Origin of the sequence: Pseudomonas sp. USHLN015, assembly GCF_037153275.1 — a bacterium.
In the GTDB taxonomy this organism is placed as follows: Bacteria; Pseudomonadota; Gammaproteobacteria; order Pseudomonadales; family Pseudomonadaceae; genus Metapseudomonas; species Metapseudomonas tohonis.
Genome location: NZ_JBBCKP010000003.1, coordinates 104,154 through 126,788 on the forward strand (window position 1 = coordinate 104,154; position 22,635 = coordinate 126,788).

Genomic DNA, 22,635 nt, shown 5'->3' on the forward strand with positions numbered 1-22,635 from the left:
CGACCGGTGATCGCCTGTGCTTGACGGTGCAGCCCCTCCGCAACACACGTCGTACGACGAGACACCGTTGCCACGCAGCCCCGCACCGCGTCGACGACTCTCGGGCCGTTCGACGACATCCTGCACCTGGGGCCGGGAGCCGGCACCGCCTGTCGCGGGCTCCCCGTGGTGGGCTCGCCTGGTCGCTCTGCGGCGGCCTGGGACCGGGCCCGGGTGTCTCGGGCTAACAAGCGCCGCGCCCGGTGGCGCGGCGAAACACTTCTGGCAGTCTAGCCGGCGTTGCGATCCAGCAAGGCCAGGCGTTCGCGGATCGAGGCTTCGATGCCGCTGGCATCCAGGCCGCACTCGGCGAGCATCTGCGCCGGCTTGGCGTGCTCGACGTAGTAATCCGGCAGGCCCAGGTGCAGCACGGGCAGCAGGATGTTCTCGCGGGCGAGGAACTCGCTGACGGCGGCGCCGGCACCACCCATCACGCTGTTCTCCTCGACCGTCACCAGCAGCGTGTGGCTGCCGGCCAGTTCACGCACCAGGGCCTCGTCCAGCGGCTTGACGAAGCGCATGTCGACCACGGTGGCGCCCAGCGTCTCGCCCACCTGCAGGGCCTCGGCCAGCTGCACGCCGAAGGCGAGGATGGCGACGCGGGCACCCTGGCGGCGAACCACGGCCTTGCCGATCTCCACCGGCACCAGCTCCTTGTCGATGCTGGCGTTGGGGCCGCTGCCGCGCGGGTAGCGCACCGCCGCCGGGCCCGGGAAGTGGTGCCCGGTGGTCAGCAGCAGACGCAGTTCGTTCTCGTCGCTCGGGGTCATCACCAGCATGCCGGGGATGCAGCGCAGGTAGGAGAGGTCGAAGCTGCCCGCGTGGGTCGGGCCGTCCTCGCCCACCAGGCCGGCGCGGTCGATGGCGAACAGCACGTCGAGGTTCTGCACCGCGACATCGTGGATCAGCTGGTCATAACCGCGCTGGAGGAAGGTGGAGTAGATCGCCACCACCGGCTTGGCGCCGTCGCAGGCCATGCCGGCCGCCAGGGTCACGGCGTGCTGCTCGGCGATGGCGACGTCGAAGTAGCGATCGGGGAAGCGCTCGGCGAAGGCCACCAGGTCCGAGCCTTCCTTCATCGCCGGGGTGATGCCCACCAGGCGCGGGTCCTGGGACGCCATGTCGCACAGCCACTGGCCGAAGACGTTGGAGTACTTGGGCCCGGAGGCTTTCTTCGGCGCGGCCGGCGCGTTGATCGGCTCCAGCTTGGTGATGGCGTGGTAGCCGATGGGGTCGGCCTCGGCCGGGGCGAAGCCCTTGCCCTTCTTGGTCACCACGTGGAGGAACTGCGGGCCCTTGAGGTCGCGCATGTTGCGCAGGGTGGCGACCAGGGTGGGCAGGTCGTGGCCGTCGATGGGGCCGATGTAGTTCCAGCCGAGTTCCTCGAACAGGGTGCCGGGAACCAGCATGCCCTTGGCGTACTCCTCGGTGCGACGGGCGATCTCCCAGGCGCCGGGCAGGCGCGAGAGCACCTTCTTGCTGCCCTCGCGCATGCTCGCGTAGGTGCGGCTGGAGAGGATCTTGGCCAGGTAGTTGGACAGGCCCCCGACGTTGCGCGAGATCGACATGTCGTTGTCGTTGAGGATCACCAGCATGTCGGCCTGCACGTCGGAGGCGTGGTTCAGCGCCTCGAAGGCCATGCCTGCGGTGAGCGCGCCGTCGCCGATCACGGCGATGGACTTGCGCCCCGAGCCCTGCATGCGGGCGGCGATGGCCATGCCCAGCGCGGCGCTGATGGAGGTGCTGGAGTGGCCGACGCCGAAGGTGTCGTACTCGCTCTCGCTGCGGCGCGGGAAGGCGGCGACGCCGTCCTTCTGGCGCAGGCTGCTCATCTGCTCGCGGCGACCGGTGAGGATCTTGTGCGGGTAGGCCTGGTGGCCCACGTCCCAGACCAGCCGGTCATCGGGCGTATCGAAGACGTAGTGCAGGGCGATGGTCAGCTCGACCACGCCCAGACCGGCGCCGAAATGCCCGCCGGTCTGGCCGACGGTATAGAGCAGGTACTGGCGCAGTTCGTCGGCCAGGGTTTCCAGCTCGGCTTCGCCCAGCCGGCGCAGCTCGTCCGGCGTCGTCGCGCGGTCGAGCAGGGGCGTGAGCGGGCGCTCGCGGGGAATCTCGTGGAACGTCGTGGGCATCAGGCTAGTCGTTATGGGTGCAAAAAGATGCGGCAGTTTACCTGATGCCGCTTTGCCTGCCCAAGACATGGTGTCGGATGCCGTTGCGGCCCGGCAGGGTCGCCCACCAGAAGGCCAGGGCGAGCAGGCTGAGCGCCCCGCCGGCCAGGCACACGCCGTGCCAGCCGGCCCGGGCATGGAGGTAGGTGGCGGCGAACCCGCCGAGGGCGCTGCCGGCGGCGTAGAACAGCATGTAGAGGCTGATCAGGCGGGCGTGGGCGGGGTTGCCGCCGCCCAGCACCAGGCTCTGGTTGAGCACGTGCAGCGCCTGGCCGGCGGCGTCCAGCAGGAGGATGCCGAGCAGCAGCGCCCAGAGCGATTGCCCGGTGAAGGCCAGCGGCACCCAGGCCAGCGCCAGCAGCGCCAGGGCCAGGCCGCTGGCACGCTGCGCCTGGCCGCGATCGGCCCAGCGCCCGGCGCGTGCCGCCGCCAGCGCGCCCACCGCCCCGACCAGGCCGAAGGCGCCGATGGCCCCGGGGCTCAGCGACAGGGGCGGAGCGCTCAGCGGCATCACCAACGCGGCCCAGAACAGGTTGAACACCGTGAACAGCAACAGGGCCAGCACGCCGCGCACCTGCAGCACGCGGTCCTCGCGCAGCAGCACGAACATCGAGCGCAGCAGCGCCGGGTAGCCCAGGCCGGCGTCGCTGCGCAGCGCCGGCAGGCACCGCCAGAGCACCGGCAGCAACGCCGCCATCAGCAGCGCCGAGAGCAGGTACACCGCGCGCCAGCCGCCCAGGTCCGCCATCGCCCCGGACAGGCTGCGCGCCAGCAGCAGGCCGACCACCACGCCCCCCTGCACCGTCCCCAGCACGCGCCCGCGCTCCGCATCGCCGGCCAGGCTGGCGGCGAAGGCCAAGAGGCCCTGGGTCATGGCCGTGCCGAGCAGGCCGAGGCCGAGCATGCCCAGCAGGATCAGCCACGGCTGGCGGGCGAGGGCGACCAGCAGCAGCGAGCCGACCAGCAGGAGCAACTGCGTGGCCATCAGCCGGCGCCGCTCCAGCAGGTCGCCCAGCGGCACCAGCACGAGGAGGGCCAGGGCGCTGCCCGCCTGGGTCACGCTGATCACCCCGCCGATGGCGGCACGGCTGATGCCCAGGTCGCTGGCCATCGCATCCAGCAGCGGGTGGGCGTAGTAGACATTGGCGACGCTGAGGCCGCAGGCGACGGCCAGCAGCCAGACCCGGGCTGGTGACAGGGAACCTTTGGTGGGCATGGTGCGATCCTTCTGGTTTCAAAATGAAACCATTTGAAGGCTAATGGCGGTGGTTTTAAACTGCAACCAGTTTTCGCGATGGGGAGAGGAGTGATGAACCACGACGCAACCGTCGAGCACTGCCCGGTGGCCCGGGCGCTGGAGCTCGTGGGTGACCGCTGGTCACTGATGATCGTGCGCGACCTGTTCGACGGCCTGCAGCGCTTCGGCGAGTTGCAGAAGAGCCTCGGCGTGGCCAAGAACATCCTCAGCGACCGCCTGCGCCGGCTGGTGGCCGAGGGCATCCTGTGCATCGAGCCGGCCGCCGACGGCAGCGCCTACCAGGCCTACGCCCTGACGGCCAAGGGGCGCGACCTGTTCACCCTGATCGTCAGCCTGCGCCAATGGGGCGAGGCGCATTGCTTCGCCCCCGGCGAGGTGCACTCCGAGCTGCTCGATCCCGCTGGCCAGCCCCTGGCACGGCTGGAAGTCCGCGACGCCAATGGCCGCCCCGTCAGCGCCGCCGACACCCGCGTGCACAAGGTCGAGGTCGCGGCGGGTTGACCGAGCCGCAGGACGTGGGAGCGAATTAATTGGCTCTGTTGGCGTTAAGTGTTGCTAGCAGATTTGTAGCCCGGTTGATTGCCGAGTTTTGCTGATGGTTTCTGTTTCGCCTTGCCGGGCGAGTCACTTTTCTCAATCGCCAGAAAAGTAACCAAAAGCGCTTGCCCCTCCATACGGGTCTGGCTTCGCCAGACTTCCCTCGCTCCATCATCATTTCAGGGGCACGGCGTAACGGGCCATCCATGGCCCGGTACGCCTTTCGCGACATCCATGTCGCTCAACCCCTGAAACGACGATTGCGCTCGGCCTCCTGAAAGGGGCGTTTGGCGGCTGCTCCAACGTCGAGGCTCACGACTTCACATTGATGTGCGCATCACCACCGGGTGAACGCCGCGGCTGGCGGTTTTCGTAGGATGGTGTAGAGCGAAGCGAAACCCATGCTGGGGGCGGCACCCTGCCCGGGTGTTTCAGAGCCCCCGGTAGCGCGGCACCTTTTCCCACTGCATCCACAGCTCGCCTTGCCAATCCAGCAGCACCAGGCAGCGGGACTGCCAATCGAGCATCACCCGCCGTGGCTGCTGGCGCGCGCTGATGTACTGGTCGCGCAGGGTGGGGATCACGTCGCGGGCGAGCCATTCCTCCAGGTGCCGGAGCTCGGGATGGCCGAAGCGGAGCATGGCCTGGTACAGGCCCCCTTCGCTGACGAGCTGGACCTCCTCCTCGCTGCCCGTGGCGTAGGTGAAGCGGGCCTTGCGAACCTGATAGGGACGCAGGCGACGGTGCAGCGCCTGGGGGTGGTGCAGCCCCAGCAGGCGGGCGAAGTCGTAGGCGCAGAACCAGGGTTGGTCGTCGATCATCACGCCGCGCAGCGGGCGGCCGTGGCGGTGGAAGAAGGTGGGGGTGAGTGCGTCATGCATGATGTGTAACTCCCGTAGTTGGTCAGGGAGCTGCCGGCTTCGTCGTCATTCGAAGGGGTGGCAGACCGCAACGGGGTTGACGAACCGGATCATGCACCGGCAGACCGCTAAGGTCTCCCCGCGCGGTCTGCCATAGAGGGCGTGCAGTTTAAGAAACTGCACGCTAGACCGGTGCCACGGGAAGCGTCCGTCGTTTCCCGCCGGCACCGTAGGCATAGCGCGCGCATGATTCAGGTCGTCAAACCCGGCCGCGGGATTGACCGCGACCGGGCGAACTTAGGGAGCGGGTGGGAGGCGAACAAGGGGTTGCGGCGGGTTTGGGAAATTTCCGCGCGGCACGTGGGGCGCCCGTAGGATGGGTAGAGCTCCGCGAAACCCATGCTGCCGGTCCGGCGCCAGCGTCAGGTCGGAGCCTCGAATCGATGGGTTTCGCTTCGCTCTACGCCATCCTACGAAAGCCCCGCCACGTGCGCGCTGGGGCGGTGCGTACATCAATGTGAGGATTCGAACGAAGAAAGTTGGAGCAGCCGCCAAACGCCCCTTTCAGGAGGCCGAGCGCAATCGTCGTTTCAGGGGTTGAGCGACATGGATGTCGCGAGAGCCGCGATGGGCCAGGGATGGCCCTTCGCGGCGTACCCCTGAAACGATGATGGAGCGAGGGAAGTCTGGCGAAGCCAGACCCGTATGGAGGGGCAAGTTTTTTGGTTCCTTTTCAACGACTGGAAAAGGGACTCGCCCGGGTGGGCGAAACCAAAAGCATCAGCAAAGCTCGGCAATCAGCTGGGCTCAACTCTTCTAGCAACCTTTAACGCAGACAGAGCCAATTCATTCGCGATCGAGGGATCGCGGTGACACGTTGGATGGGGCGGGCGGCGTTCCGCGAGCCGTGCGAAACCATGCTGGGGGCGACACCGGTGTCAGGTCGGAGCCTCGAATCGATGGGTTTCGCTTCGCTCTACGCCATCCTACGGCTGCATTTGGGGCCGCGTGTGAGGGCTTTTCGCGGATGAATCCGCTCCCACAAAAGGCGGTGCGTATCTGTGGGAGCGAATTCATTCGCGATGGGTTGGCGCGGCCTACCAGGTATCCACGAACGGGCGCTTGCGGCCTTCCCGGGGGGCGGGTTTCGGCGCGGCGTTGAGGCCGCGCAGGAGCCAGGCGCGGGTCTGCTCCGGGTCGATGACGGCGTCGATCTCCAGGAAGCTGGCCATGTTGATGGCTTTGCCGTTCTGGTAGGCCTTGGCGACCATCTTGTCGAACAGCTTCTGCCGCTCTCCGAGGTCTTCCACGGCGGCCAGTTCCTTGGCAAAACCCAGGCGTACCGCGCCCTCCAGGCCCATGGCGCCGAACTCGCCGCTGGGCCAGGCGATGGTGAACATCGGCGAGTGGAAGCTGCCCGCCGCCATGGCCTGGGCGCCGAGGCCGTAGCCCTTGCGCAGCACCACGGTGAAGAAGGGCACCGAGAGGCTGGCGGCGGCGACGAACATGCGCGAGACATGGCGCACCGTGGCCTGTTTCTCCGACTCCGGGCCGACCATGAAGCCGGGGGTGTCGCAGAGCGAGAGCATGGGGATGTCGAAGGCGTCGCACAGCTGCATGAAGCGCGCGGCCTTGTCGCCGGCCTGGGCGTCGATGGCGCCACCCAGGTGCATGGGGTTGTTGGCCAGCAGGCCGAAGGGCTTGCCCTCGATGCGGACGAAGGCGGTGATCATCCCCGGGGCGAACTGGCGGCGCAGCTCCAGCACCGAGCCTTCGTCCGCCAGCAGGCCGATCACCGTGCGGATGTCGTAGACGCGCAGGCGGTTCTCGGGGATGGCATGGCGCAGTTCGCGCTGGTCGGCGCATCGCCAATCGCTGGCCGTGCCCTGGAAGTAGGCCAGGTAGCGCTTGGCCACGGCCACCGCTTCGGCTTCGTCCTCCACCAGCACGTCGATCACGCCGTTGGGGCCCTGCACCGAGGTGGGGCCGACGTCCTCGGCCTTGAAGCTGCCCAGGCCGCCGCCCTCGATCATCGCCGGGCCGGCCATGCCGATGCTGGCGTTGCGGGTGGCGATGATCACGTCGCAGCAGCCCAGCAACGCGGCGTTGCCGGCGAAGCAGCGACCGGAGACGACGCCCACCAGCGGCACCAGGCCGGAGAGCCGGGCCATGGCGACGAAGGTGTGGCAGTCCAGCCCGGCCACGCCGACGAAGTCGGTATCCCCCGGCCGGCCGCCACCGCCTTCGGCGAACAGCACCAGCGGCAGGCGCCACTGTTCGGCGAGGCCGAGCATGCGGTCGGTCTTCTTGTGGTTCATCACGCCCTGGGTGCCGGCGAACACGGTGTAGTCGTAGGAGATGGCCATGCAGCGCGCGGCCTCGCTGCCGAAGTGTTCGGCGTTGACGGTGCCGAGCCCCGCCACCAGGCCATCGGCCGGGCTCTGCTGGATCAGCTCGTCCAGGGTGCGGCGACGGCGCTGGGCGGCCAGGGCCAGGGCGCCGTATTCGATGAAGCTGCCGGCGTCGAGCAGGTCGTCGAGGTTCTCGCGGGTGGTGCGCTGGCCGGTCTTGCGGCGGCGCGCCACGGCGTCGGGGCGGCGTTCGTCGCGGGTGATGGCGTGGCGCTCCAGCACCTCGGCGAGGTCGGCGCGGATGTGCGCCAGGTCGTGGCTTTCCTCGCTGGCCACGGCATCGCCGCTCACCTCCGCCGGCTCCAGGTAGAGCAGCGCGGCGCCTTCGAACAGGGCATCGCCAGGGGCCACGGGCAGCGCGCGGACGATGCCGCTGTGGCTGGCCTTGACCACGAATTCCATCTTCATCGCCTCCAGCACCGCCACTGCCTGGCCGACGGCGACGGCGTCGCCCTCGGCCACCTCCAGGCTGACCAGCACGCCCTGGCTGGGGGCGTTCAGGGCGATGCAGCCGGCCGGCACGTCGGCCACGGCGGCGTGCGCGGCCTGGCCGCCGGCGCCGCTGACGAACAGGTGCGGGTGGGCGGCCTGTTGCGGGGCCAGCAGCGCGGCGATGTGCTGTTCGATGAAGCGGGTGCTGACGCGGTTGTCCGCCAGCTCCGGGCGGCGCAGCAGGTTCTGCAGGAAGTGGATGTTGCTCGCCACGCCCTCCAGGCGGAATTCGCAGAGGGCGCGGTAGGCGCGGCGCAGGGCGGCGGGGAAGTCCTCGCCCTGGACGATGACCTTGGCCAGCAGCGAGTCGTAGCTGGGGCTGGTGGCGTAGCCGGCGTAGCCGTAGCCGTCGACGCGGATGCCGGCGCCACTGGGCGGCTCGTAGGCGCTGATGACGCCGCCGGCCGGGCGCGCGCTGCCGTCGGCCTGCATGGTTTCCAGGTTGATCCGCAGCTGCACGGCGAAGCCCCGGGGCGCGGCCGGTTGCGCCAGGCCCAGCTCGGCGAGGGTGGCGCCGGCGGCGATGCGCAGCTGCACCTGCACCAGGTCGATGCCGGTGACCGCTTCGGTGATGCAGTGCTCCACCTGGATGCGCGGGTTGGCCTCCATGAACACGAAGTCGCCGCGCGCATCGTCGACGAGGAATTCGAAGGTGCCGATGCCGCGATAGCGGGCCTCGGCTGCCAGGGTCAGGGCGGCGTCTAGGATGCGCTGGCGCAGCGCCGGGTCGAGCTCCGGAGCGGGGGCGATTTCGATGACCTTCTGGTTGCGCCGCTGCAGGCTGCAATCGCGTTCCCACAGGTGGCTGACCGCCTCGCCGTCACCGACCACCTGCACCTCGATGTGCCGGGCCTGCTCGATCAGCCGCTCGACGTAGAGCGCGTCGTTGCCGAAGGCGGTGCGCGCCTCCGATTGGCAGCGCGCGTAGGCCTCTTCCAGCTCGGCGGCATCGCGCACCGGGCGCATGCCCCGGCCGCCGCCCCCGGCCAGGGCCTTGAGCATGATGGGGCCGCTTTCGAGGAAGGCGCGGGCCTCCTCCAGGGTGGTGGCGCGGTTGCTGCCGGCGGCCAGGGGCACGCCGCAGCGTTCGGCCAGCTCGCGGGCGCGGGCCTTGTCGCCGAAGGTGTCCAGGGCCTCCGGCGCGGGGCCGATGAAGCGCACGCCGACCTCGTCGCAGAGGCGTGCGAAGGCGGCGTTCTCGCTGAGGAAGCCGTAGCCCGGGTGCACGGCGTCGCAGCCGCTGGCCAGGGCGGCGTCGAGCAACTGCTGCATGTCCAGGTAGGCGGCCGCGCCCCGGCCCTTGAGCGCCACGGCCTGGTCGGCCTTGCGCAGGTGCAGGGAGGCGGTGTCGTCCTCGGCGTACACCGCGACGCTGGGGATATCCAGCTCGGCGGCGGCTCGGGCGATGCGGATGGCGATCTCGCCACGGTTGGCGATTAGCAGGCGGGTGATGGGTCGGTTCACAGCAGCTCTTCCAGTGGGTTCTTCTTGGTCTTGTCGTTGTGCCGCAGGATGGCCTTCATCCTAGACAGTCCCGTTCGGCGCAGGACCGATGTTCGCCCTGCCGAATACCCCTTTCTCAGGGTGGCTGATGGAGCTTGCGCGGGAAGTGAGGACTTTTGTCCTGATCGGACCTTGCCGGCCGCCACGCCCTCAAGTATCTGTGGCGCCTTCCTCCGCCCCCAAGGACGACCATGAACGAATTGCTGCACAGCCTGGATTGGGTGCTGCCCCTGCGCAGCGACGCGCTGACGCCGCTGATGCGCTTCTTCACCCTGCTCGGGTACGAGAAATTCATCCTCTTCTTCCTGCCCCTGGGCTACTGGGCCTGGCACCGCGCGGTGTTCTTCCGCCTGCTGGTGCTGGTGGCGATCACCGCGCTGCTCAATGCCTGGCTCAAGGACTACTGGCAGGACCCGCGCCCGGACATCGCCCTGCGCATGGACCACGAGGTGGGCGAGAGCTTCGGCCTGCCCAGCGGGCACGCGCAGATTTCGGTGGTGATCTGGTTCTGGCTGGCCCTCGAAGTCCGTCGCCTGTGGTTCTGGGCGCTGGCCTGCACCCTGGTGGCGGGCATCCTCTTCAGCCGCCTGTACCTGGGTGCCCACGACATCGAGGACCTGATCGGCGGCTCGCTGCTGGGCGCCGCGACCCTCGGCTGCTTCGCCCTGGCGCAGCGCTGGCAGGGCTGGCGCGAGGTGCCGGCGCTGGTGCTGCTGATGCTGATCATCGGTGCCACCGCGCTGGCGTACTTCACCTGGCGTGGCGAGCCGCCGAGCTACGTGCCGCTGTTGGCGGGGCTGATGGTCGCCGTGTTGTACGGCTATCGCCACCTGGACTTCTCCATGGAGGTCGCGGTGTGGCGGCGGGTGCTGGCGGCGACGCTCGGCGCGCTGGCGTTCATCGGCCTGCAATGGGCGCTCAAGCGCATCGGCTTCGCCTTCTCCCTCGATGGCCAGGCCTGGCAGGCGTTCCGCGGGTTGGTGATGGGCGGCTTCGTCGCCGCGCTGATGCCCTGGCTGCTGGTGCGCCTCGGCCTGCTCAAGGCGCGCCGCGAACCGGCGCCCCAGGCGCTGGCCCAGGCGGCCTGAATGAAACGCCGCCGATGAGCGACTCATCGGCGGCGCATGTCTCGCTGCTTTACCGGGGCCGGTGGGCCCCCTTCTTCAGGCCGGCTGGCTGGCCAGGGCCGGCGGGTGCGCGCTGCTCTCGCCGTGCCGGGGCATCACCGCCAGGACTGCGGCCTCGCGCCCGTTGAGGCGGTGCCAGAGGCCACGCGGCACCACCAGGATGGAACCGGCGCGGACGGTTTCCTGCAGCACGCCGATGGCGGCCAGCAGGGTGATGTCCAGTTCGCCCTCGAGCACCTGCAGCAGCTTGTCGCCGTCCGGGTGGCGTTCCCAGGGCGATTCGCCGGTGAGGCGCCCCAGGTGGATGGCGCTGGCGCCGGGCTGGAAGGGCATCAGCTGGGTGAGCGGCTGGGTTTGCGGCTCCAGCGTCATGATCCGCCCGCTGCGGATACTGTCGAGAGCCGTGTGGATGTCGATCGCCTTCATGGGGGCCTCCAGGCTGGTTGACCAAGGTCGGGCAGGGCCAGGACGACGTTAACAGCGGAGGCGGGTAGGGCGTTGCTGAAGCTTGGGTAGGACGCCCGGCGGGCAGGCCCCGGCGTGGCCGGGGCCAGGGGCGTTTCAGCTACGCCGTTCGACGATGTAGCGGGCCAGGTCGCGCAGGGGCTCGGCGGCCTCGCCGAAGGGGCGCAGGGCGTGCAGGGCGATGTCGCGCAGTTCCAGGGCGTAGGCCTTGGCGTCGTCGAGGCCGAGCAGGGCCGGGTAGGTGGGCTTGTCGCTGGCCTGGTCCTTGCCCTGGGTCTTGCCGAGGGTGGCGGTGTCGCTCTCGACGTCGAGGATGTCGTCCTGCACCTGGAAGGCCAGGCCGATGGCCTGGGCGTAGGTCTGCAGGGACTTGAGCGAGGCGTCGTCGGCTTTGCCGCTGGCCAGGGCGCCGAGGCGCACGCTGGCTTCGATCAGGGCGCCGGTCTTGTGCCGGTGCATCACTTCCAGGGCCTGCTGGTCGAGCTTCAGGCCCACCGAGCCGAGGTCGATGGCCTGGCCGCCGACCATGCCGGCGGGGCCGGCGGCGCGGGCCAGGGTGCCGACCATGGCCAGGCGCGTATCGGCGCTCTGCGGGTTGTGGCGTCGGTCCGCCAGCACTTCGAAGGCCAGGGTCTGCAGGCCGTCGCCGGCGAGGATGGCGCAGGCTTCGTCGAAGGCCTTGTGGGTGGTGGGCTTGCCCCGGCGCAGGTCGTCGTCGTCCATGGCCGGCAGGTCGTCGTGGACCAGGGAGTAGGCGTGGATCAGCTCCACCGCGCAGGCGGCGCCGTCGGCCCGGTCGATCTCGCCGGCCAGTGCCTCGCAGGCCGCGTAGACCAGCAGCGGACGCACGCGCTTGCCACCGTTGGTGACGCTGTAGCGCATGGCTTCATAAAGGCGTTGCAGTTCGGGGCGGGGCGCGTCGAACAGGGTTTCCAGGGCGGCGTCGACGCGCGCCTGGCAGCGGGACTGGTAGGCCGCGATCATGCCTGCTCGTCCGCTTCGAAGGGGGCCTCTTCCAGCTCGCCATCGCGCTCCAGGAGGATCTGCACCTTCTGCTCCGCCTGGCTCAGCGCCCCCTGGCATTCGCGGGTCAGGCGGATGCCCTGTTCGAAGGCGCTGAGCGAGTCTTCCAGCGACAGCTCGCCGCTTTCCAGGCGCTCGACCAACGCTTGCAGGTCGGCGAGGGACTGTTCGAAATCAGGGGTGGCTTTCTTGCGGGCCATGGCGGGCTTCTCGGGGGCAGTTCGGAACGGGCGGACACTAGCAGAGCCGCGCCCTTGCGGGCAAATGAGCACGGTGGTTTCCGGGGTGTTTCCGTCGCCTCGAGAGGAGGTGAAATCCGCTGTGGCGATCCGAACCTATAGCCTGACAGGACTGGCTCGTGCCGTAGGGTGTGCCGTGCGCACCGCCGCACGGTGTTTCCGGCGAGCCCCTCGACTTCCTGGAAGGGGCGTTTGGCCGTCGCTCCACCCTCTTCGCCAGCATCTGCATCGATGTGCGCATCACGCTCCAGCTGCAAGGATGGCCCGCCCTACGCCGTGACGAAGTAGTAAGCCGTCATCCCCGCCCCCACCGCGATCACCAGCCAGCGCAACCAGCGGCTCGGCAGGCGCCTGGCCAGCGCGCCGCCGGCGTAGCCACCGCAACTGGCGGCGCCGAGCAGCACCGCCAGTTCGGCCCAGCTGACCCGGCCCGCGGCGACGAAGGTGACCACCGCGACGCTGTAGATGGTGCTGGAGAGCAGGTTCTTCAGCGCATTGGCGCGCAGCAGCGGGTGCCCCTCGATGGAGAAGGCCGCCAGCTGCAGGATGCCCATGCCCGCACCGAAGTAGCCGCCATAGACCGCCACCAGCGCGTGGGCGATGCCGCCGGCCGGGCCGTGGCGCGGCAGGGCGCCGGCCTCGCGTTGGCGGTTGACCCGCCGGCTCAGCCAGGGGCTGGCGGCGAACAGCAGGGTAGCGGCCAGCAGCAGCCAGGGGATCAGCCGGCGGAACACCTCGTCGCCACCGGCCAGCAGGAGCAGCCCGCCACCCAGGCCGCCGATCAGCGAGATCGCCACCAGCGGCAGCAGCCAGCGTCCCAGGGGGCGCAACTGGTCCCGCGCCGCCCAGCTCGCCGCCAGGCTGGCCGGCCACAGGGCCACGGCGTTGGTCGCGTTGGCGGTCACGGGAGGCAGGCCGGCGGCCAGCAGGGCGGGGAAGGAGAAGAAGGTGCCGCCGCCGGCGAGGGCGTTCATGCCGCCGGCAGCGAAGCCGGCGAGCAGCAGCAGGAGGATATCGGCGAGGGTCATGGCGACTGCGCAAAAGCGCCGAGCTTACGCAGCGGGCAGCTCCGAGGCAAAGGCCTGGGGCTTGCCGGGTGCTGCGCGGATCAGCTGTTGGAGCAGGCGTCGGATTGCTTGATGTAGCTCACGGCGCGCGTCCGGCCCTGGGAGTCGACGTAGGTCATCTTCGCTTCCACCAACTCGCAGGTCAGCGGGTGGGGCTCGTCGATGGACACGACCTTGGCCACGTCCAGGTGCATGCCATAGACGAAGGGCTCGGCCCGGGCCGCTCCCTCGGCATGCGCGGCGCTGGCGAGGGTCACGAACAGCAGCGCCGTGGCGCCGCAGGCAAGGGCTTTCATGGGGTTCTCCTCATCGGGTGGTTCATGGCCACTATGAGAAACCAGGGCGTTCCGGCGAAAAAGCGGGGCGCCGAAGAAGGGCTTTTCCGGATGGCGTAACAATCCGCCCGGGCTCCGGGGGCGAGGCCTTCAGCCCGCCCCGGTGAAATTGTCCGCCTGGGGGCGTTGCCGTATGCTCGGCCGGTTTTCGCCAGGGCCCGGCCGACGCCGCGCTGTTGCTGCGGTGGCACCGCATCGCCGGCATGCCCGACTCATCCAAACGGAACTTGAATGCAGATTTCATCGTCCCTGCGCCTGCCCGCCAGGCCTGTGTCCATCCTTGGCTCCGGCCACGCCGTGCCCGGGCGCATAGTCACCAGCGCGGAGCTGGATACCCGGCTGGGCCTGCGCGCCGGCAGCGTGGCGCGCATCAGCGGCGTCATCCAGCGCCATGTCGCGGGCCCCCGGGAGACCGCCGCCAGCCTCGGTGCCCTGGCTGCTCGCCGCGCCCTGGCCGCGGCCGGCCTGGAGCCGCACCAGGTGGATCTGGTCGCCTGCGCCAGCGGCACCATGGACCAGGGCATGCCGAGCAATGCCGCACTGCTGCACCTCGAACTGGGGTTGGGGCCGTCGGGCATCCCGGCGCTGGATGTCAACGCCAGTTGCCTGGGCTTTCTCGCCGCCCTGGACACCCTGTCGTGGCCCCTCGTTGCCGGCCGCTATCGACGCATCCTGCTGGTGTGCTCGGACATCGCCTCCTGCGGGCTGGACTGGCAGCAGGTGGAGGTGTGCGGGATCTTCGGCGACGGTGCCGCCGCGGTGGTGCTGGGCCTCGGCGACGGCGGGCCGAAGATCATTGCCTCCAGCCTGCGCACCTATTCCGAAGGTGCGCACCTGTGCGAGATACCCGGCGGCGGCTCGCGCTATCACCCGCGCCGCATCGAGGTGCCCTTCGAGCCGCTGACCAGCTTCGCGATGCAGGGCAAGGGCGTGTTCCGCCTCGCGGCCAAGCACCTGCCGGCCCTGAAGGACGAGTTGCTCGACCAGGCCGGGCTGAGCCAGGCGCAGATCGACTGGGTCATCCCCCACCAGGCCAGCCACCGCGCCATGCAGCACGCGGCCCGGCGCCTGGGATTCAAGCGCGACAAGGTCATCGACATCTTCGCCATGCACGGCAACCAGGTCGCCGCCTCGCTGCCCACGGCGCTGGATATCGCCATCCGCGACGGCCGCATCCAGCGCGGGCAGCGCCTGCTCCTGATCGGCACCGGCGCGGGCCTCTCCCTCGGCGGCATGGTCCTGGAGTACTAGATGAAGATCCTGGTTACCGGAGGCAGCGGCTTCGTCGGCCGGCACATCGCCTGGCGCCTGGCGGCCGAAGGCTGCGAGGTGGTCTTCAGCGGCCGCAACGCCGCAGCGGCGGCCGAGGTCATCCACCACGGCCCCGGGCCCTTGCGCTGGGTGCCGGTGGAGCACGGCTCGCCGTCGGCCGCCGCCACCCTGCGGGAGGCCAGCCAGGGCTGCACGGCCATCGTCCATTGCGCGGCGCTGTCCTCGCCCTGGGGCTCGGTCCGGGCGTTCGCGGATGCCAACGTGGCGTCCACCGAGGAGGTGCTGCAGGCCTGCGAGGCCAACGGCGTGAAGCGCCTGGTGCACATCTCCACGCCCAGCCTGTACTTCGCCTTCCGTGATCGCCTCGGGGTGCGGGAGAGCGATCCATTGCCAGCGCCGGTCAACGAATACGCCCGCAGCAAGGCCCTGGCCGAAGCGCGGGTGCGCGAGGCCGGGCTGCCCGAAGCGGTGATGATGCGGCCCCGTGCGGTGTTCGGCCCCTGGGACGGAACGCTGATGCCGCGCCTGCTGAGGGTCATGCAGCGCGGGCCGATCCCGCTGATGCGCGGCGGTCGGGCACAACTGGACCTGACCTGCGTCGACAACCTGGTCCAGGCGGTCTGGCTGGGTCTCAACCAGCCGCTGCCCAGGGCCCTGTGCACCTACAACGTCAGCAACGGCACGCCGCTGGCCTTCGAGGACCTGCTGCACAAGGTCGCCGCCGCCTTCCAGCTGGAGCTGCGCACCCGCCGGCTGCCCTGGCCCCTGGTGGACCTCATCGCCCGGGGCCTGGAAGCCGGCGCGCGCCTGCGCGGCAGTGGCGAACCGCTGATCACCCGCTATGGCGCCGGTGTGCTCGCCTTCAGCCAGACCCTGGACCTGCGAGCCCTCCATGACGAACTGGGCTATCGCCCGGTGATCACCCAGGACGAAGGCATCCGCCAGCACGCGCAGTGGTGGCTGGCGCAACAAGGAGCACGCCCATGAGCCGCACCGTCAGCCTCAACATCCTGCGCGCCGGTTGGTGTCGGCATCTGGAGTGCATGGCCGATCGCGGCGGGCGCTGGGCGAAAACCGAATTCCCGGCGCTGTGCGGGTTGATCCGCCATCCCGACGAGGGCTGGCTGCTGTATGACACCGGTTATTCCGAGCACTTCTTCAAGGCCACCCAGGCACTGCCCGAGCGCCTGTTCCGCGAGGCGGTGCCCGTGGAGCTGCCGGTGCAGGAACACTTGCACGCGCAGTTGAAGGCCCTGGGCATCACCCCGGACGACATCCGCACGGTGATCGTTTCGCACTTCCACAGCGACCATGTCGCCGGCCTGCGGGACTTCCCCAAGGCCTCGTTCATCGCCCTGGACGCCGACCGCCGGCACATCGAGAGCCTGCGTGGCCGGCGCTGGCGCGCGACCCTGGGCGGCCACCTGCCGGCGCTGCTGCCCGATGACTTCGGTGCCCGCGTGCGCCTGGCCGATGATTGCCGGCCGTGCGCGCTGCCGGACTGGATGAAACCCTTCGACCGGGGCTTCGACCTGCTGGGCGATGGCAGCCTGGTGGGCGTGCCGCTGCCGGGGCACAGCGAGGGCCAGCTCGGCCTGTTCATCCCCGATGCCCAGGGCCGCCCGGTGTTCCTGGTGGCGGACGCCTGCTGGTCGGTGCCCGCCTGCCGCGCCGGGCGGCTGCCGGCGCCACCGGCCCTGTGGTTCGCCGGGCATGACGCCCGGCAATACTGCCAGACCTACGCAGGCCTGGGCGCGCTGATCCGCAACGAGCCCGCCGTCGCCGTGCTGCCGTCCCATTGCACCCAGGCCTGGGAGGCGTTCGAGGATGAGCGCTGAGCGCATCATCGGCGCCTTGCGCAGCGTCGCGAGTTTCATCCACAGCCGCTACCGCCTGCGCTTCACCCGGCGCGAGCGCCTCGAGGCCTGGCAGGCCCGGCAACTGAAGCACTTCCTGCGGCACGTGCTGCCCCGGGCCGGGCGCTTCAAGGGGCAGGCGGTCACCGACCTTGCCAGCCTGCCGCTGATGGACAAGGCGACGCTGATGGGGGATTTCGCCGGCTTCAATACCCGGGGCCTGACCCTGGAGCAGGTGCTGCCGGTCGCCCGGCAGGCCGAGGCCTCGCGGGACTTCAGCCCGACCCTGGGCGATATCACCGTCGGCCTGTCGAGCGGCACCTCGGGCAACCAGGGGGTGTTCCTGGTCAGCAGCGAGGAGCGCCAGCGCTGGGCCGGCATCCTGCTGGCGCAGACCCTGCCCCGGCACCTGCTGCCGCGCCTGCTCAAGCCCTGGCAGCCGCCCCTGCGGATCGCCTTCTTCCTGCGCGCCAACAGCCGCCTGTACACCACGCTTTCCAGCCGCCGGATCGACTTCGGCTTCTATGACCTGACCCTGGGGCTGGATGCATCGCTGGCACGCCTCGATGCCCACGCCCCCGATGTGCTGGTGGCCCCCGCCACCGTGCTGCGCGGGCTCGCCGAGGCGGCCCGGGCCGGCCGCCTGGGCATTCGCCCGAGCCATATCCTCTCGGTTGCCGAGGTGCTCGAAGCGGAGGACGCCGACGCCGTGCGTGCGACGTTCGGCGTGGCGCCGCAGCAGATCTACCAGGCCAGCGAAGGCTTTCTCGGTTTCACCTGCGAGCGCGGCACCCTGCACCTGAACGAGTGCCACCTGCACATCGAGCCGGAGTGGCTGGACGCCGGGCGCACGCGGTTCCAGCCGATCATCACCGACTTCTCCCGGCGCACGCAGTTGATCGTGCGCTACCGCCTCAACGATGTGCTGCGGGTTGCAGCGGCGCCTTGTGCGTGCGGGCGCGTCGAGCGGGCCATCGCCGCCATCGAAGGCCGCGCCGACGACATCCTCTGGCTGCCCGACCTGGCAGGCCGCCAGCTGCTCGCGCTCTACCCCGATGTGCTGCGCCGCGCCCTGCTGATGCACGGGGCGACGCTGCAGGAGTACGAAATCCATCAGCGTGGGCTGGCGTGGCAGGTCAACCTGCGCGCCGCCGGCGACCACGACGGCGCCTGCGTGGCGCTCGGCGACAGCCTTCATGCGCTGTGTGCCGAGCAGGGCGTGCGACCACCGGCACTGAGTTTCGGGCACTGGCAACCGGCGCCACCCGAGGCCAAGCGCCGCCGACTGAAACTCCTGGAGATGCCCGAGGGCCTGCCATGCACGTACTGATTCTCGGCGCCCGCGCGCCGGCCTGCCTGGAATGGGCGCGTGCCTTCGACGAGGCCGGCTGGACCGTCAGCGTGGCCGACTCGCTGGGCCTGCCGCTCAGCCGCTTCAGCCGTTCGGCGCGGCATTTCGTGCGCCTGCCGGAGCCCCGGCAGGACCCGGCGGCCTGGGTCGAGGCGCTTGCGGAGGTGATCCAGGCGCAACGCATCGACCTGCTGCTGCCGACCTGCGAGGAGGTGTTCTACCTGTCCCATGGCCTGGAGCGGCTGGCGCCGTTGTGCCGGGTGCTGACCAGCGACTTCGCCCTGTTGCATCGCCTGCATCACAAGGGGCGCTTCGCGGCCATGACCCAGGGCTGGTCGGTGAGTGCGCCCGAAACCCACCTGTTGGCCGATGGCCAGGCACTCCAGGCGTTCAGCGCCGATGCGGCGCGCTGGGTGTTCAAGCCGGCCTATTCGCGCTTCGCCTCGCAGACCCTGATCCGCCCCAGCGCCGAGCGACTGGGCAAGGTCCAGCCCAGTGCGTCGGCGCCCTGGGTGGCGCAGCGCTTCATCGAGGGGCGCGAGCTCTGCAGCTTCAGCCTGCTGGTGGACGGCGAGCTGCGTGCCCACGGCTGCTATCACCCGCGCTACCGGGTGGGCCGGGGCTCGGGGATCTACTTCCAGCCCGAGCTGCCGCCACCGATCCGTGAGTTCCTCGAACGCTTCGGCCGTGAAACCGGGTACTCCGGCCAGGTGGGCTTCGACTTCATCGAGGACCGGGCCGGGCGCTTCCATGTGCTGGAGTGCAACCCCCGGGCAACCAGCGGCGTGCACCTGTTCGACGACCAGCGGCGGCAGCTGGTGGCCAGCCTGGAGGCTGCGCCCGAGCACCTGCTGCAAGCCACCCCCGCGCCGCGCATGGTGGCCCTGGCGGTGCTGCTGCTGGCGGCGCCGCAGCGGGCGTTCAGTGCACCGTTCTGGCGTGACTACGGCGCCGCTCGCGATGTGGTGGTCCAGCAGGGCGACTACGGGCCGCTGGTCACGCAGTTGCTGGGGCTGTCGGAAATCATCGTCCGCGCCCTGACCCGGCGCTGCGGCCTGCTGGCCGCCTCCACGGCGGACATCGAATGGAACGGCCAGCCGCTGGGCGAGGCGCCGCGATGAGGTTGCTGAGCGCCGCACAGCTAGCGGGCGAGTCCGCTGCCGGCGAGAGCCTTGCCAGGAAGTACGTGAAGGCCTGCGCCGGCATGACCCTGATCGGCAATGTCAGTGCGGAGCTGGCCTTGCTCGACACGGGCACCCAGCAGTTCCCCGTCAGCATCACCGACGGCGGCGAGCCGGATGGCAATTGCTATGTGGTGTCCCCGCGCACCGCCTACAGCGGCTATGCCCGCGAGGAGATCAGGCGCCTCGGCAAGCCCTGGCTGACCTGGCCGCTGCAACTGCTGACCCTGGGCGTCGACCTGCTGCTGCGCGTGGCCAGGGTCGACAGGCTGGTGCAGGTCAACAACTGGCTGCTGTCGACGAATCTCTACCCGGCCGAGTGGGGGACGGCCGAGCTGCCCGCGATCACCGCCCTGCTCAGGGAAACCTTCCCCGACAGCGGGTTCGGCTTCCGCTCGCTCAATGACTTCAGCAACCGGGAAATGCGCCTGTGCCTGGAGTCCCTCGGCTACCTCAGCATCCCCAGCCGGCAGGTCTATCTGTTCGACGGGCGTGCAGGAGCGCAGGCGCCGTTCCTCAGGCACCACAACACCCGGATGGATGCCACGCTGCTGCGGCGCAGCCCCTACGAAGTGGTGCCGGGCAGCCAGCTGGACGACGGCGATCTCCAGCGGATCGAGCACCTCTACAACTTGCTCTACCTGGACAAGTACTGCCGGCTCAACCCGCACTACAGCGCCCAGTGGCTGAAGCGCGGGCGCGACGAGGGATGGCTTGAACTGCGAGCCCTGCGCAACCCCGAGGGGCGTATCGACGGTGCGCTGGGCTGGTTCGCCAACGCGACGCTGATCAGCGCCCCGATCGTCGGCTACGACACCGCATTGCCCCAGCGCGCCGGGCTCTATCGGCAACTGACGCGCCTGTGCCTGCAGGAGGCCGTCGAGCGCAGGGTGGTCTTGAACTTCAGCTCGGGTGCCGCGCTCTTCAAGCGGCTGCGGGGCGGGCAGCCGGAGATCGAATACAGCCTGATCCATGTCGCCCACCTGAGCTGGCCCCGGCGCCTGGTGTGGACGCTGCTCAGCCGGCTGCTGCATGGCATCGCCGTGCCCCTGATGAAGAAGCTGAAGCTATGAATACACCCGTTCGATGGTGGCCGGTGGCGCTCAGCCGCGACCTCGGTGAACGGCCCCTGGCCGGCCAGCTGCACGACCTGCCACTGGTGCTGTTCCGCGCGGAGGACGGTACGCCGGCCGCCCTGCCGGATCGCTGCCCGCACCGCTTCGCCCCGCTGAGCGCCGGCAGGGTCCGTGACGGCCAGATCGAATGCCCCTACCACGGCTGGCGCTTCGCCGCCGACGGGCGCTGCACCCGGGTGCCCGGCACCGAGCTCGAGCGTTGCGATAGACCGCTGATCGATCGCCTGCCCAGTTGCGAAGCCCACGGGCTGGTCTGGGTCTCCCCTCCGGGCGGTGCGCCTGCCATTCCACCCGCAGGGCCGGCCGAGCAGCGGCAGGCGCTCGACACCTTCTGGATCACCGACGAGGTGGAGTGTTCGCTGCTGGAGGCGGCGGAGAACTTCCTCGATGGCTTCCACACCCACTTCGTCCATGCCGGCTGGATCCGCCATGACCGGCAACGGCAGCGCATCAAGGCACGGGTCCGCGCGCTGGCCGATGGCGTCGAGGCCCTCTACAGCGAAGAGGGCAAGCAATCCGGGCTGATCTCGCGGCTGTTCGAAGGCGAGCGCGGCATCAGCATGGGGCGCTTCCGCCTGCCGGGTCTGGCGGAGATCGAATACCGCGACCGCAAGGGGGGGCTCAACCTCTTGGTCAGCGCCTGGCTCGTGCCTGTCGGCAATGGTCGGCTGCGCCTGTTCGCCCGCATCGCCACGGCGCGCGGCTGGCTGCCCGCCGCGCTCAAGCGCCTGGTGCTGCGCCGCCTGTTCGGCGTGATCCTGCGCCAGGACCGGCAGATCCTCGAACAGGTCAGCGCCAACCAGAAGCGCTTCGGGCATCTGCCCGCCACCCCGCTGGATGGGCGGCAGGACCTGCTCGGGCCGAGCATCCGGTTGTTGATCGAACACGGTGAGCCCTTGGTGTTCGAGGAGCGACGGTTCAATGTTTGGCTATAGGAAAGCGCGTCCGGGGATTCTTCCAGGCAATAAAAAAGCCGGCTTGTGGCCGGCTTTCAGGGGGGTGTCAGGGTTTACTTCTGGTAAATCCCAACCACCTTTAGAAACGTTTAGGCATCAAGGGGTTAGCACTTGAGCGAGGGCGAATCTTAGCAAGTCTGCACTACTGCCGCCAGTTCCCTGCTTGCCCTGGAGCAAATGATTCGACGTGGGGTTGGTTGACTAAACTTGCCGCCTGGTCACGCCTTTCAAGAGGGGATGGCAGCGTTTCGGCCCGTGGAGAACCGATCAGTCATGATGCAAAAGCCCCGCACAGGGCGGGGCTGCTGGCATTGCGTGGCACTCAAAGAGCCTTGGCCTTTGCAGCTGCAATCACTTCATTCTGCTGCTTGGACGCTTCTGAAAGCACCGTCGCATAGACGCGTTTCTTTTCGTCTGACTTGGCATTTCGGATGAATTCCGAGAATGCATTCGTTGATTTCTTGGCTTTGTCCGCTGCGGTTTTAGTCTCGCCCATCATGTGCTCCATGGTTGATCCCCAGCATCTCTTCGAGCATCGCCTTCGTATGTCGTTGCGGGATGTGGTAGTCGATTTTTTCTACCCCAGCCTTGTATAGCCGGCTTGAGTTATCGTTATTTTTCATTAGCAAATCGACGCGTATTTCCTTGCCGAACTTTAGCTTAACGGCGTTTACCACGTCACGCGCTGCGAAAAACTGACTGATGAAGTGCTCTGGCCGTATTCTTCGCCCCTCCGTTGCTTCCCTGGCCTGGACGAACTGCCAGGCAAGCATGGGGTCTTGGTAAACGTAGAGAATCTGAACGAAGCGATTTCTCTTCAGCGCCCGGCTGATGTTCTTGATCGCTAGCTCCTCATTCGCCAGCGTTCCGTCGAGCAGCATCGACTGCTTCTGCTCCAGTGCGGCATCCAGAATCCTATCGACCAGGATCGAGACAGCTGCCTGAAACAACCATGCATTGCCTCCGACATAGTCCTGGAATTCACTTCGAAGTTCATCGGGGTCGATGCGAAGGATGGGGGTGTCGGCGAATAGGTTGACCAGTGCTATCGAGGCTTCCGTTTTCCCAGCTCCGGGTGAACCGGCCATGAATACTGAAACGGGGTCGTCTTCTGGGGGATAGATCTCAGGGTTGGTCAGGCGTCGGGTGATCTGCTTCTTGTTCGCCTTGGCGAAGGCGATGGCGTTATCCCGGATCGCCTTTTCTTCACTGTCCATATCAAGCCACCTAGTGAGCTGCGTAAATGTCCATGACACTCGCGAGTCTACTTGGCGTGGCTAGAGGAGGAGGGCGGCCTGTTCCATGTCAGGCTCACAGGTTTCTGGCCTGCAACGCCAGGGCTGTGGCCCGGCG

Annotated in this window: 20 protein-coding genes; 9 read left to right on the forward strand and 11 right to left on the reverse strand. The window is 68.9% G+C overall.

Going from position 1 to position 22,635, the window contains the following annotated elements:
- Positions 1-269: 269 nt before the first annotated feature.
- Positions 270-2,174 carry a 1-deoxy-D-xylulose-5-phosphate synthase gene (gene dxs / locus WFQ67_RS06675; protein ID WP_213628260.1) on the reverse strand — a complete coding sequence of 635 codons (1,905 nt, stop codon included), beginning with the start codon at positions 2,172-2,174 and terminating at the stop codon, positions 270-272.
- Positions 2,175-2,211: 37 nt separating this feature from the next.
- Positions 2,212-3,429 carry an MFS transporter gene (locus tag WFQ67_RS06680; RefSeq protein ID WP_337056428.1) on the reverse strand — a complete coding sequence of 406 codons (1,218 nt, stop codon included), beginning with the start codon at positions 3,427-3,429 and terminating at the stop codon, positions 2,212-2,214.
- Between the two features lie 93 nt (positions 3,430-3,522).
- On the opposite strand from WFQ67_RS06680, the gene WFQ67_RS06685 reads away from it, so the two are divergent.
- Positions 3,523-3,972: a winged helix-turn-helix transcriptional regulator gene (locus tag WFQ67_RS06685; protein WP_337056429.1), complete on the forward strand. Its 450-nt coding sequence runs from the start codon at positions 3,523-3,525 to the stop codon at positions 3,970-3,972.
- A 467-nt stretch (positions 3,973-4,439) separates the two neighbouring features.
- On the opposite strand, the gene WFQ67_RS06690 is transcribed toward WFQ67_RS06685, so the two are convergent.
- Together WFQ67_RS06690 and WFQ67_RS06695 are read right to left on the reverse strand one after the other, a co-directional pair.
- Positions 4,440-4,889, reverse strand: coding sequence for a BRO-N domain-containing protein (locus tag WFQ67_RS06690; RefSeq protein ID WP_337056430.1), 450 nt, complete (start codon positions 4,887-4,889; stop codon positions 4,440-4,442).
- 1,076 nt (positions 4,890-5,965) lie between these two features.
- Positions 5,966-9,235, reverse strand: a complete 3,270-nt coding sequence (locus WFQ67_RS06695; protein ID WP_337056431.1) for a carboxyl transferase domain-containing protein — start codon at positions 9,233-9,235, stop codon at positions 5,966-5,968.
- A 230-nt stretch (positions 9,236-9,465) separates the two neighbouring features.
- On the opposite strand from WFQ67_RS06695, the gene WFQ67_RS06700 reads away from it, so the two are divergent.
- Positions 9,466-10,362, forward strand: coding sequence for a phosphatase PAP2 family protein (locus tag WFQ67_RS06700; RefSeq protein ID WP_337056432.1), 897 nt, complete (start codon positions 9,466-9,468; stop codon positions 10,360-10,362).
- A 75-nt stretch (positions 10,363-10,437) separates the two neighbouring features.
- On the opposite strand, the gene WFQ67_RS06705 is transcribed toward WFQ67_RS06700, so the two are convergent.
- The 5 genes from WFQ67_RS06705 to WFQ67_RS06725 form a co-directional block, all read right to left on the reverse strand.
- Positions 10,438-10,827, reverse strand: a complete 390-nt coding sequence (locus WFQ67_RS06705; RefSeq protein ID WP_173180079.1) for a cupin domain-containing protein — start codon at positions 10,825-10,827, stop codon at positions 10,438-10,440.
- Positions 10,828-10,962: 135 nt separating this feature from the next.
- A complete protein-coding gene (ispA, locus tag WFQ67_RS06710; protein WP_337056433.1) occupies positions 10,963-11,850 on the reverse strand; it encodes a (2E,6E)-farnesyl diphosphate synthase in 888 nt (295 codons plus the stop codon).
- Positions 11,847-12,089 carry an exodeoxyribonuclease VII small subunit gene (locus WFQ67_RS06715; protein ID WP_173180093.1) on the reverse strand — a complete coding sequence of 81 codons (243 nt, stop codon included), beginning with the start codon at positions 12,087-12,089 and terminating at the stop codon, positions 11,847-11,849. Before WFQ67_RS06715 ends, ispA begins: the two co-directional genes overlap by 4 nt.
- Positions 12,090-12,397: 308 nt before the next feature.
- Complete coding sequence (locus WFQ67_RS06720) at positions 12,398-13,156, reverse strand: sulfite exporter TauE/SafE family protein (protein WP_173180095.1); 759 nt, start codon at positions 13,154-13,156, stop codon at positions 12,398-12,400.
- A gap of 80 nt (positions 13,157-13,236) precedes the next feature.
- Positions 13,237-13,491: a DUF2790 domain-containing protein gene (locus WFQ67_RS06725; protein ID WP_213628269.1), complete on the reverse strand. Its 255-nt coding sequence runs from the start codon at positions 13,489-13,491 to the stop codon at positions 13,237-13,239.
- A gap of 270 nt (positions 13,492-13,761) precedes the next feature.
- Between WFQ67_RS06725 and WFQ67_RS06730 the strand changes: the two genes are divergently transcribed.
- Genes WFQ67_RS06730 through WFQ67_RS06760 form a run of 7 tightly spaced genes read left to right on the forward strand, consistent with a single transcriptional unit; the run spans position 13,762 to position 21,261 of the window.
- Positions 13,762-14,781 (forward strand): beta-ketoacyl-ACP synthase 3, encoded by a 1,020-nt coding sequence (locus WFQ67_RS06730; protein ID WP_337056434.1) that lies wholly within the window; start codon positions 13,762-13,764, stop codon positions 14,779-14,781.
- Positions 14,782-15,789, forward strand: a complete 1,008-nt coding sequence (locus tag WFQ67_RS06735; RefSeq protein ID WP_337056435.1) for an NAD-dependent epimerase/dehydratase family protein — start codon at positions 14,782-14,784, stop codon at positions 15,787-15,789.
- Positions 15,786-16,640 (forward strand): MBL fold metallo-hydrolase, encoded by an 855-nt coding sequence (locus tag WFQ67_RS06740; RefSeq protein ID WP_337056436.1) that lies wholly within the window; start codon positions 15,786-15,788, stop codon positions 16,638-16,640. The genes WFQ67_RS06735 and WFQ67_RS06740 overlap by 4 nt, the downstream gene beginning before the upstream one ends.
- Positions 16,630-17,988, forward strand: coding sequence for a F390 synthetase-related protein (locus WFQ67_RS06745; RefSeq protein ID WP_337056437.1), 1,359 nt, complete (start codon positions 16,630-16,632; stop codon positions 17,986-17,988). The genes WFQ67_RS06740 and WFQ67_RS06745 overlap by 11 nt, the downstream gene beginning before the upstream one ends.
- Positions 17,976-19,130 carry an ATP-grasp domain-containing protein gene (locus WFQ67_RS06750; RefSeq protein ID WP_337056438.1) on the forward strand — a complete coding sequence of 385 codons (1,155 nt, stop codon included), beginning with the start codon at positions 17,976-17,978 and terminating at the stop codon, positions 19,128-19,130. The genes WFQ67_RS06745 and WFQ67_RS06750 overlap by 13 nt, the downstream gene beginning before the upstream one ends.
- Positions 19,127-20,263, forward strand: a complete 1,137-nt coding sequence (locus tag WFQ67_RS06755) for a hypothetical protein (RefSeq protein ID WP_337056439.1) — start codon at positions 19,127-19,129, stop codon at positions 20,261-20,263. Before WFQ67_RS06750 ends, WFQ67_RS06755 begins: the two co-directional genes overlap by 4 nt.
- Complete coding sequence (locus tag WFQ67_RS06760) at positions 20,260-21,261, forward strand: Rieske 2Fe-2S domain-containing protein (protein ID WP_337056440.1); 1,002 nt, start codon at positions 20,260-20,262, stop codon at positions 21,259-21,261. The genes WFQ67_RS06755 and WFQ67_RS06760 overlap by 4 nt, the downstream gene beginning before the upstream one ends.
- Before the next feature lie 343 nt (positions 21,262-21,604).
- Here the strand turns inward: WFQ67_RS06760 and WFQ67_RS06765 are convergent, their stop codons facing one another.
- The gene (locus WFQ67_RS06765) at positions 21,605-21,778 is read right to left on the reverse strand and encodes a hypothetical protein (RefSeq protein ID WP_337056441.1); all 174 of its coding nucleotides are present in this window, start codon (positions 21,776-21,778) and stop codon (positions 21,605-21,607) included.
- On the reverse strand, positions 21,765-22,499 hold the full coding sequence (locus tag WFQ67_RS06770; protein WP_337056442.1) for a zeta toxin family protein: 735 nt from the start codon (positions 22,497-22,499) through the stop codon (positions 21,765-21,767). The genes WFQ67_RS06765 and WFQ67_RS06770 overlap by 14 nt, the downstream gene beginning before the upstream one ends.
- Positions 22,500-22,635 lie beyond the last annotated feature (136 nt).

Excerpts from the sequence above, each read along its gene's own strand:
- dxs (WP_213628260.1), bottom strand. The coding sequence starts at position 2,174 with ATGCCCACGACGTTCCACGAGATTCCCCGCGAGCGCCCGCTCACGCCC.
- WFQ67_RS06680 (WP_337056428.1), bottom strand. The coding sequence starts at position 3,429 with ATGCCCACCAAAGGTTCCCTGTCACCAGCCCGGGTCTGGCTGCTGGCC.
- WFQ67_RS06685 (WP_337056429.1), top strand. The coding sequence starts at position 3,523 with ATGAACCACGACGCAACCGTCGAGCACTGCCCGGTGGCCCGGGCGCTG.
- WFQ67_RS06690 (WP_337056430.1), bottom strand. The coding sequence starts at position 4,889 with ATGCATGACGCACTCACCCCCACCTTCTTCCACCGCCACGGCCGCCCG.
- WFQ67_RS06700 (WP_337056432.1), top strand. The coding sequence starts at position 9,466 with ATGAACGAATTGCTGCACAGCCTGGATTGGGTGCTGCCCCTGCGCAGC.
- WFQ67_RS06705 (WP_173180079.1), bottom strand. The coding sequence starts at position 10,827 with ATGAAGGCGATCGACATCCACACGGCTCTCGACAGTATCCGCAGCGGG.
- ispA (WP_337056433.1), bottom strand. The coding sequence starts at position 11,850 with ATGATCGCGGCCTACCAGTCCCGCTGCCAGGCGCGCGTCGACGCCGCC.
- WFQ67_RS06715 (WP_173180093.1), bottom strand. The coding sequence starts at position 12,089 with ATGGCCCGCAAGAAAGCCACCCCTGATTTCGAACAGTCCCTCGCCGAC.
- WFQ67_RS06720 (WP_173180095.1), bottom strand. The coding sequence starts at position 13,156 with ATGACCCTCGCCGATATCCTCCTGCTGCTGCTCGCCGGCTTCGCTGCC.
- WFQ67_RS06725 (WP_213628269.1), bottom strand. The coding sequence starts at position 13,491 with ATGAAAGCCCTTGCCTGCGGCGCCACGGCGCTGCTGTTCGTGACCCTC.
- WFQ67_RS06730 (WP_337056434.1), top strand. The coding sequence starts at position 13,762 with ATGCAGATTTCATCGTCCCTGCGCCTGCCCGCCAGGCCTGTGTCCATC.
- WFQ67_RS06735 (WP_337056435.1), top strand. The coding sequence starts at position 14,782 with ATGAAGATCCTGGTTACCGGAGGCAGCGGCTTCGTCGGCCGGCACATC.
- WFQ67_RS06740 (WP_337056436.1), top strand. The coding sequence starts at position 15,786 with ATGAGCCGCACCGTCAGCCTCAACATCCTGCGCGCCGGTTGGTGTCGG.
- WFQ67_RS06745 (WP_337056437.1), top strand. The coding sequence starts at position 16,630 with ATGAGCGCTGAGCGCATCATCGGCGCCTTGCGCAGCGTCGCGAGTTTC.
- WFQ67_RS06750 (WP_337056438.1), top strand. The coding sequence starts at position 17,976 with ATGCACGTACTGATTCTCGGCGCCCGCGCGCCGGCCTGCCTGGAATGG.
- WFQ67_RS06755 (WP_337056439.1), top strand. The coding sequence starts at position 19,127 with ATGAGGTTGCTGAGCGCCGCACAGCTAGCGGGCGAGTCCGCTGCCGGC.
- WFQ67_RS06760 (WP_337056440.1), top strand. The coding sequence starts at position 20,260 with ATGAATACACCCGTTCGATGGTGGCCGGTGGCGCTCAGCCGCGACCTC.
- WFQ67_RS06765 (WP_337056441.1), bottom strand. The coding sequence starts at position 21,778 with ATGGGCGAGACTAAAACCGCAGCGGACAAAGCCAAGAAATCAACGAAT.
- WFQ67_RS06770 (WP_337056442.1), bottom strand. The coding sequence starts at position 22,499 with ATGGACAGTGAAGAAAAGGCGATCCGGGATAACGCCATCGCCTTCGCC.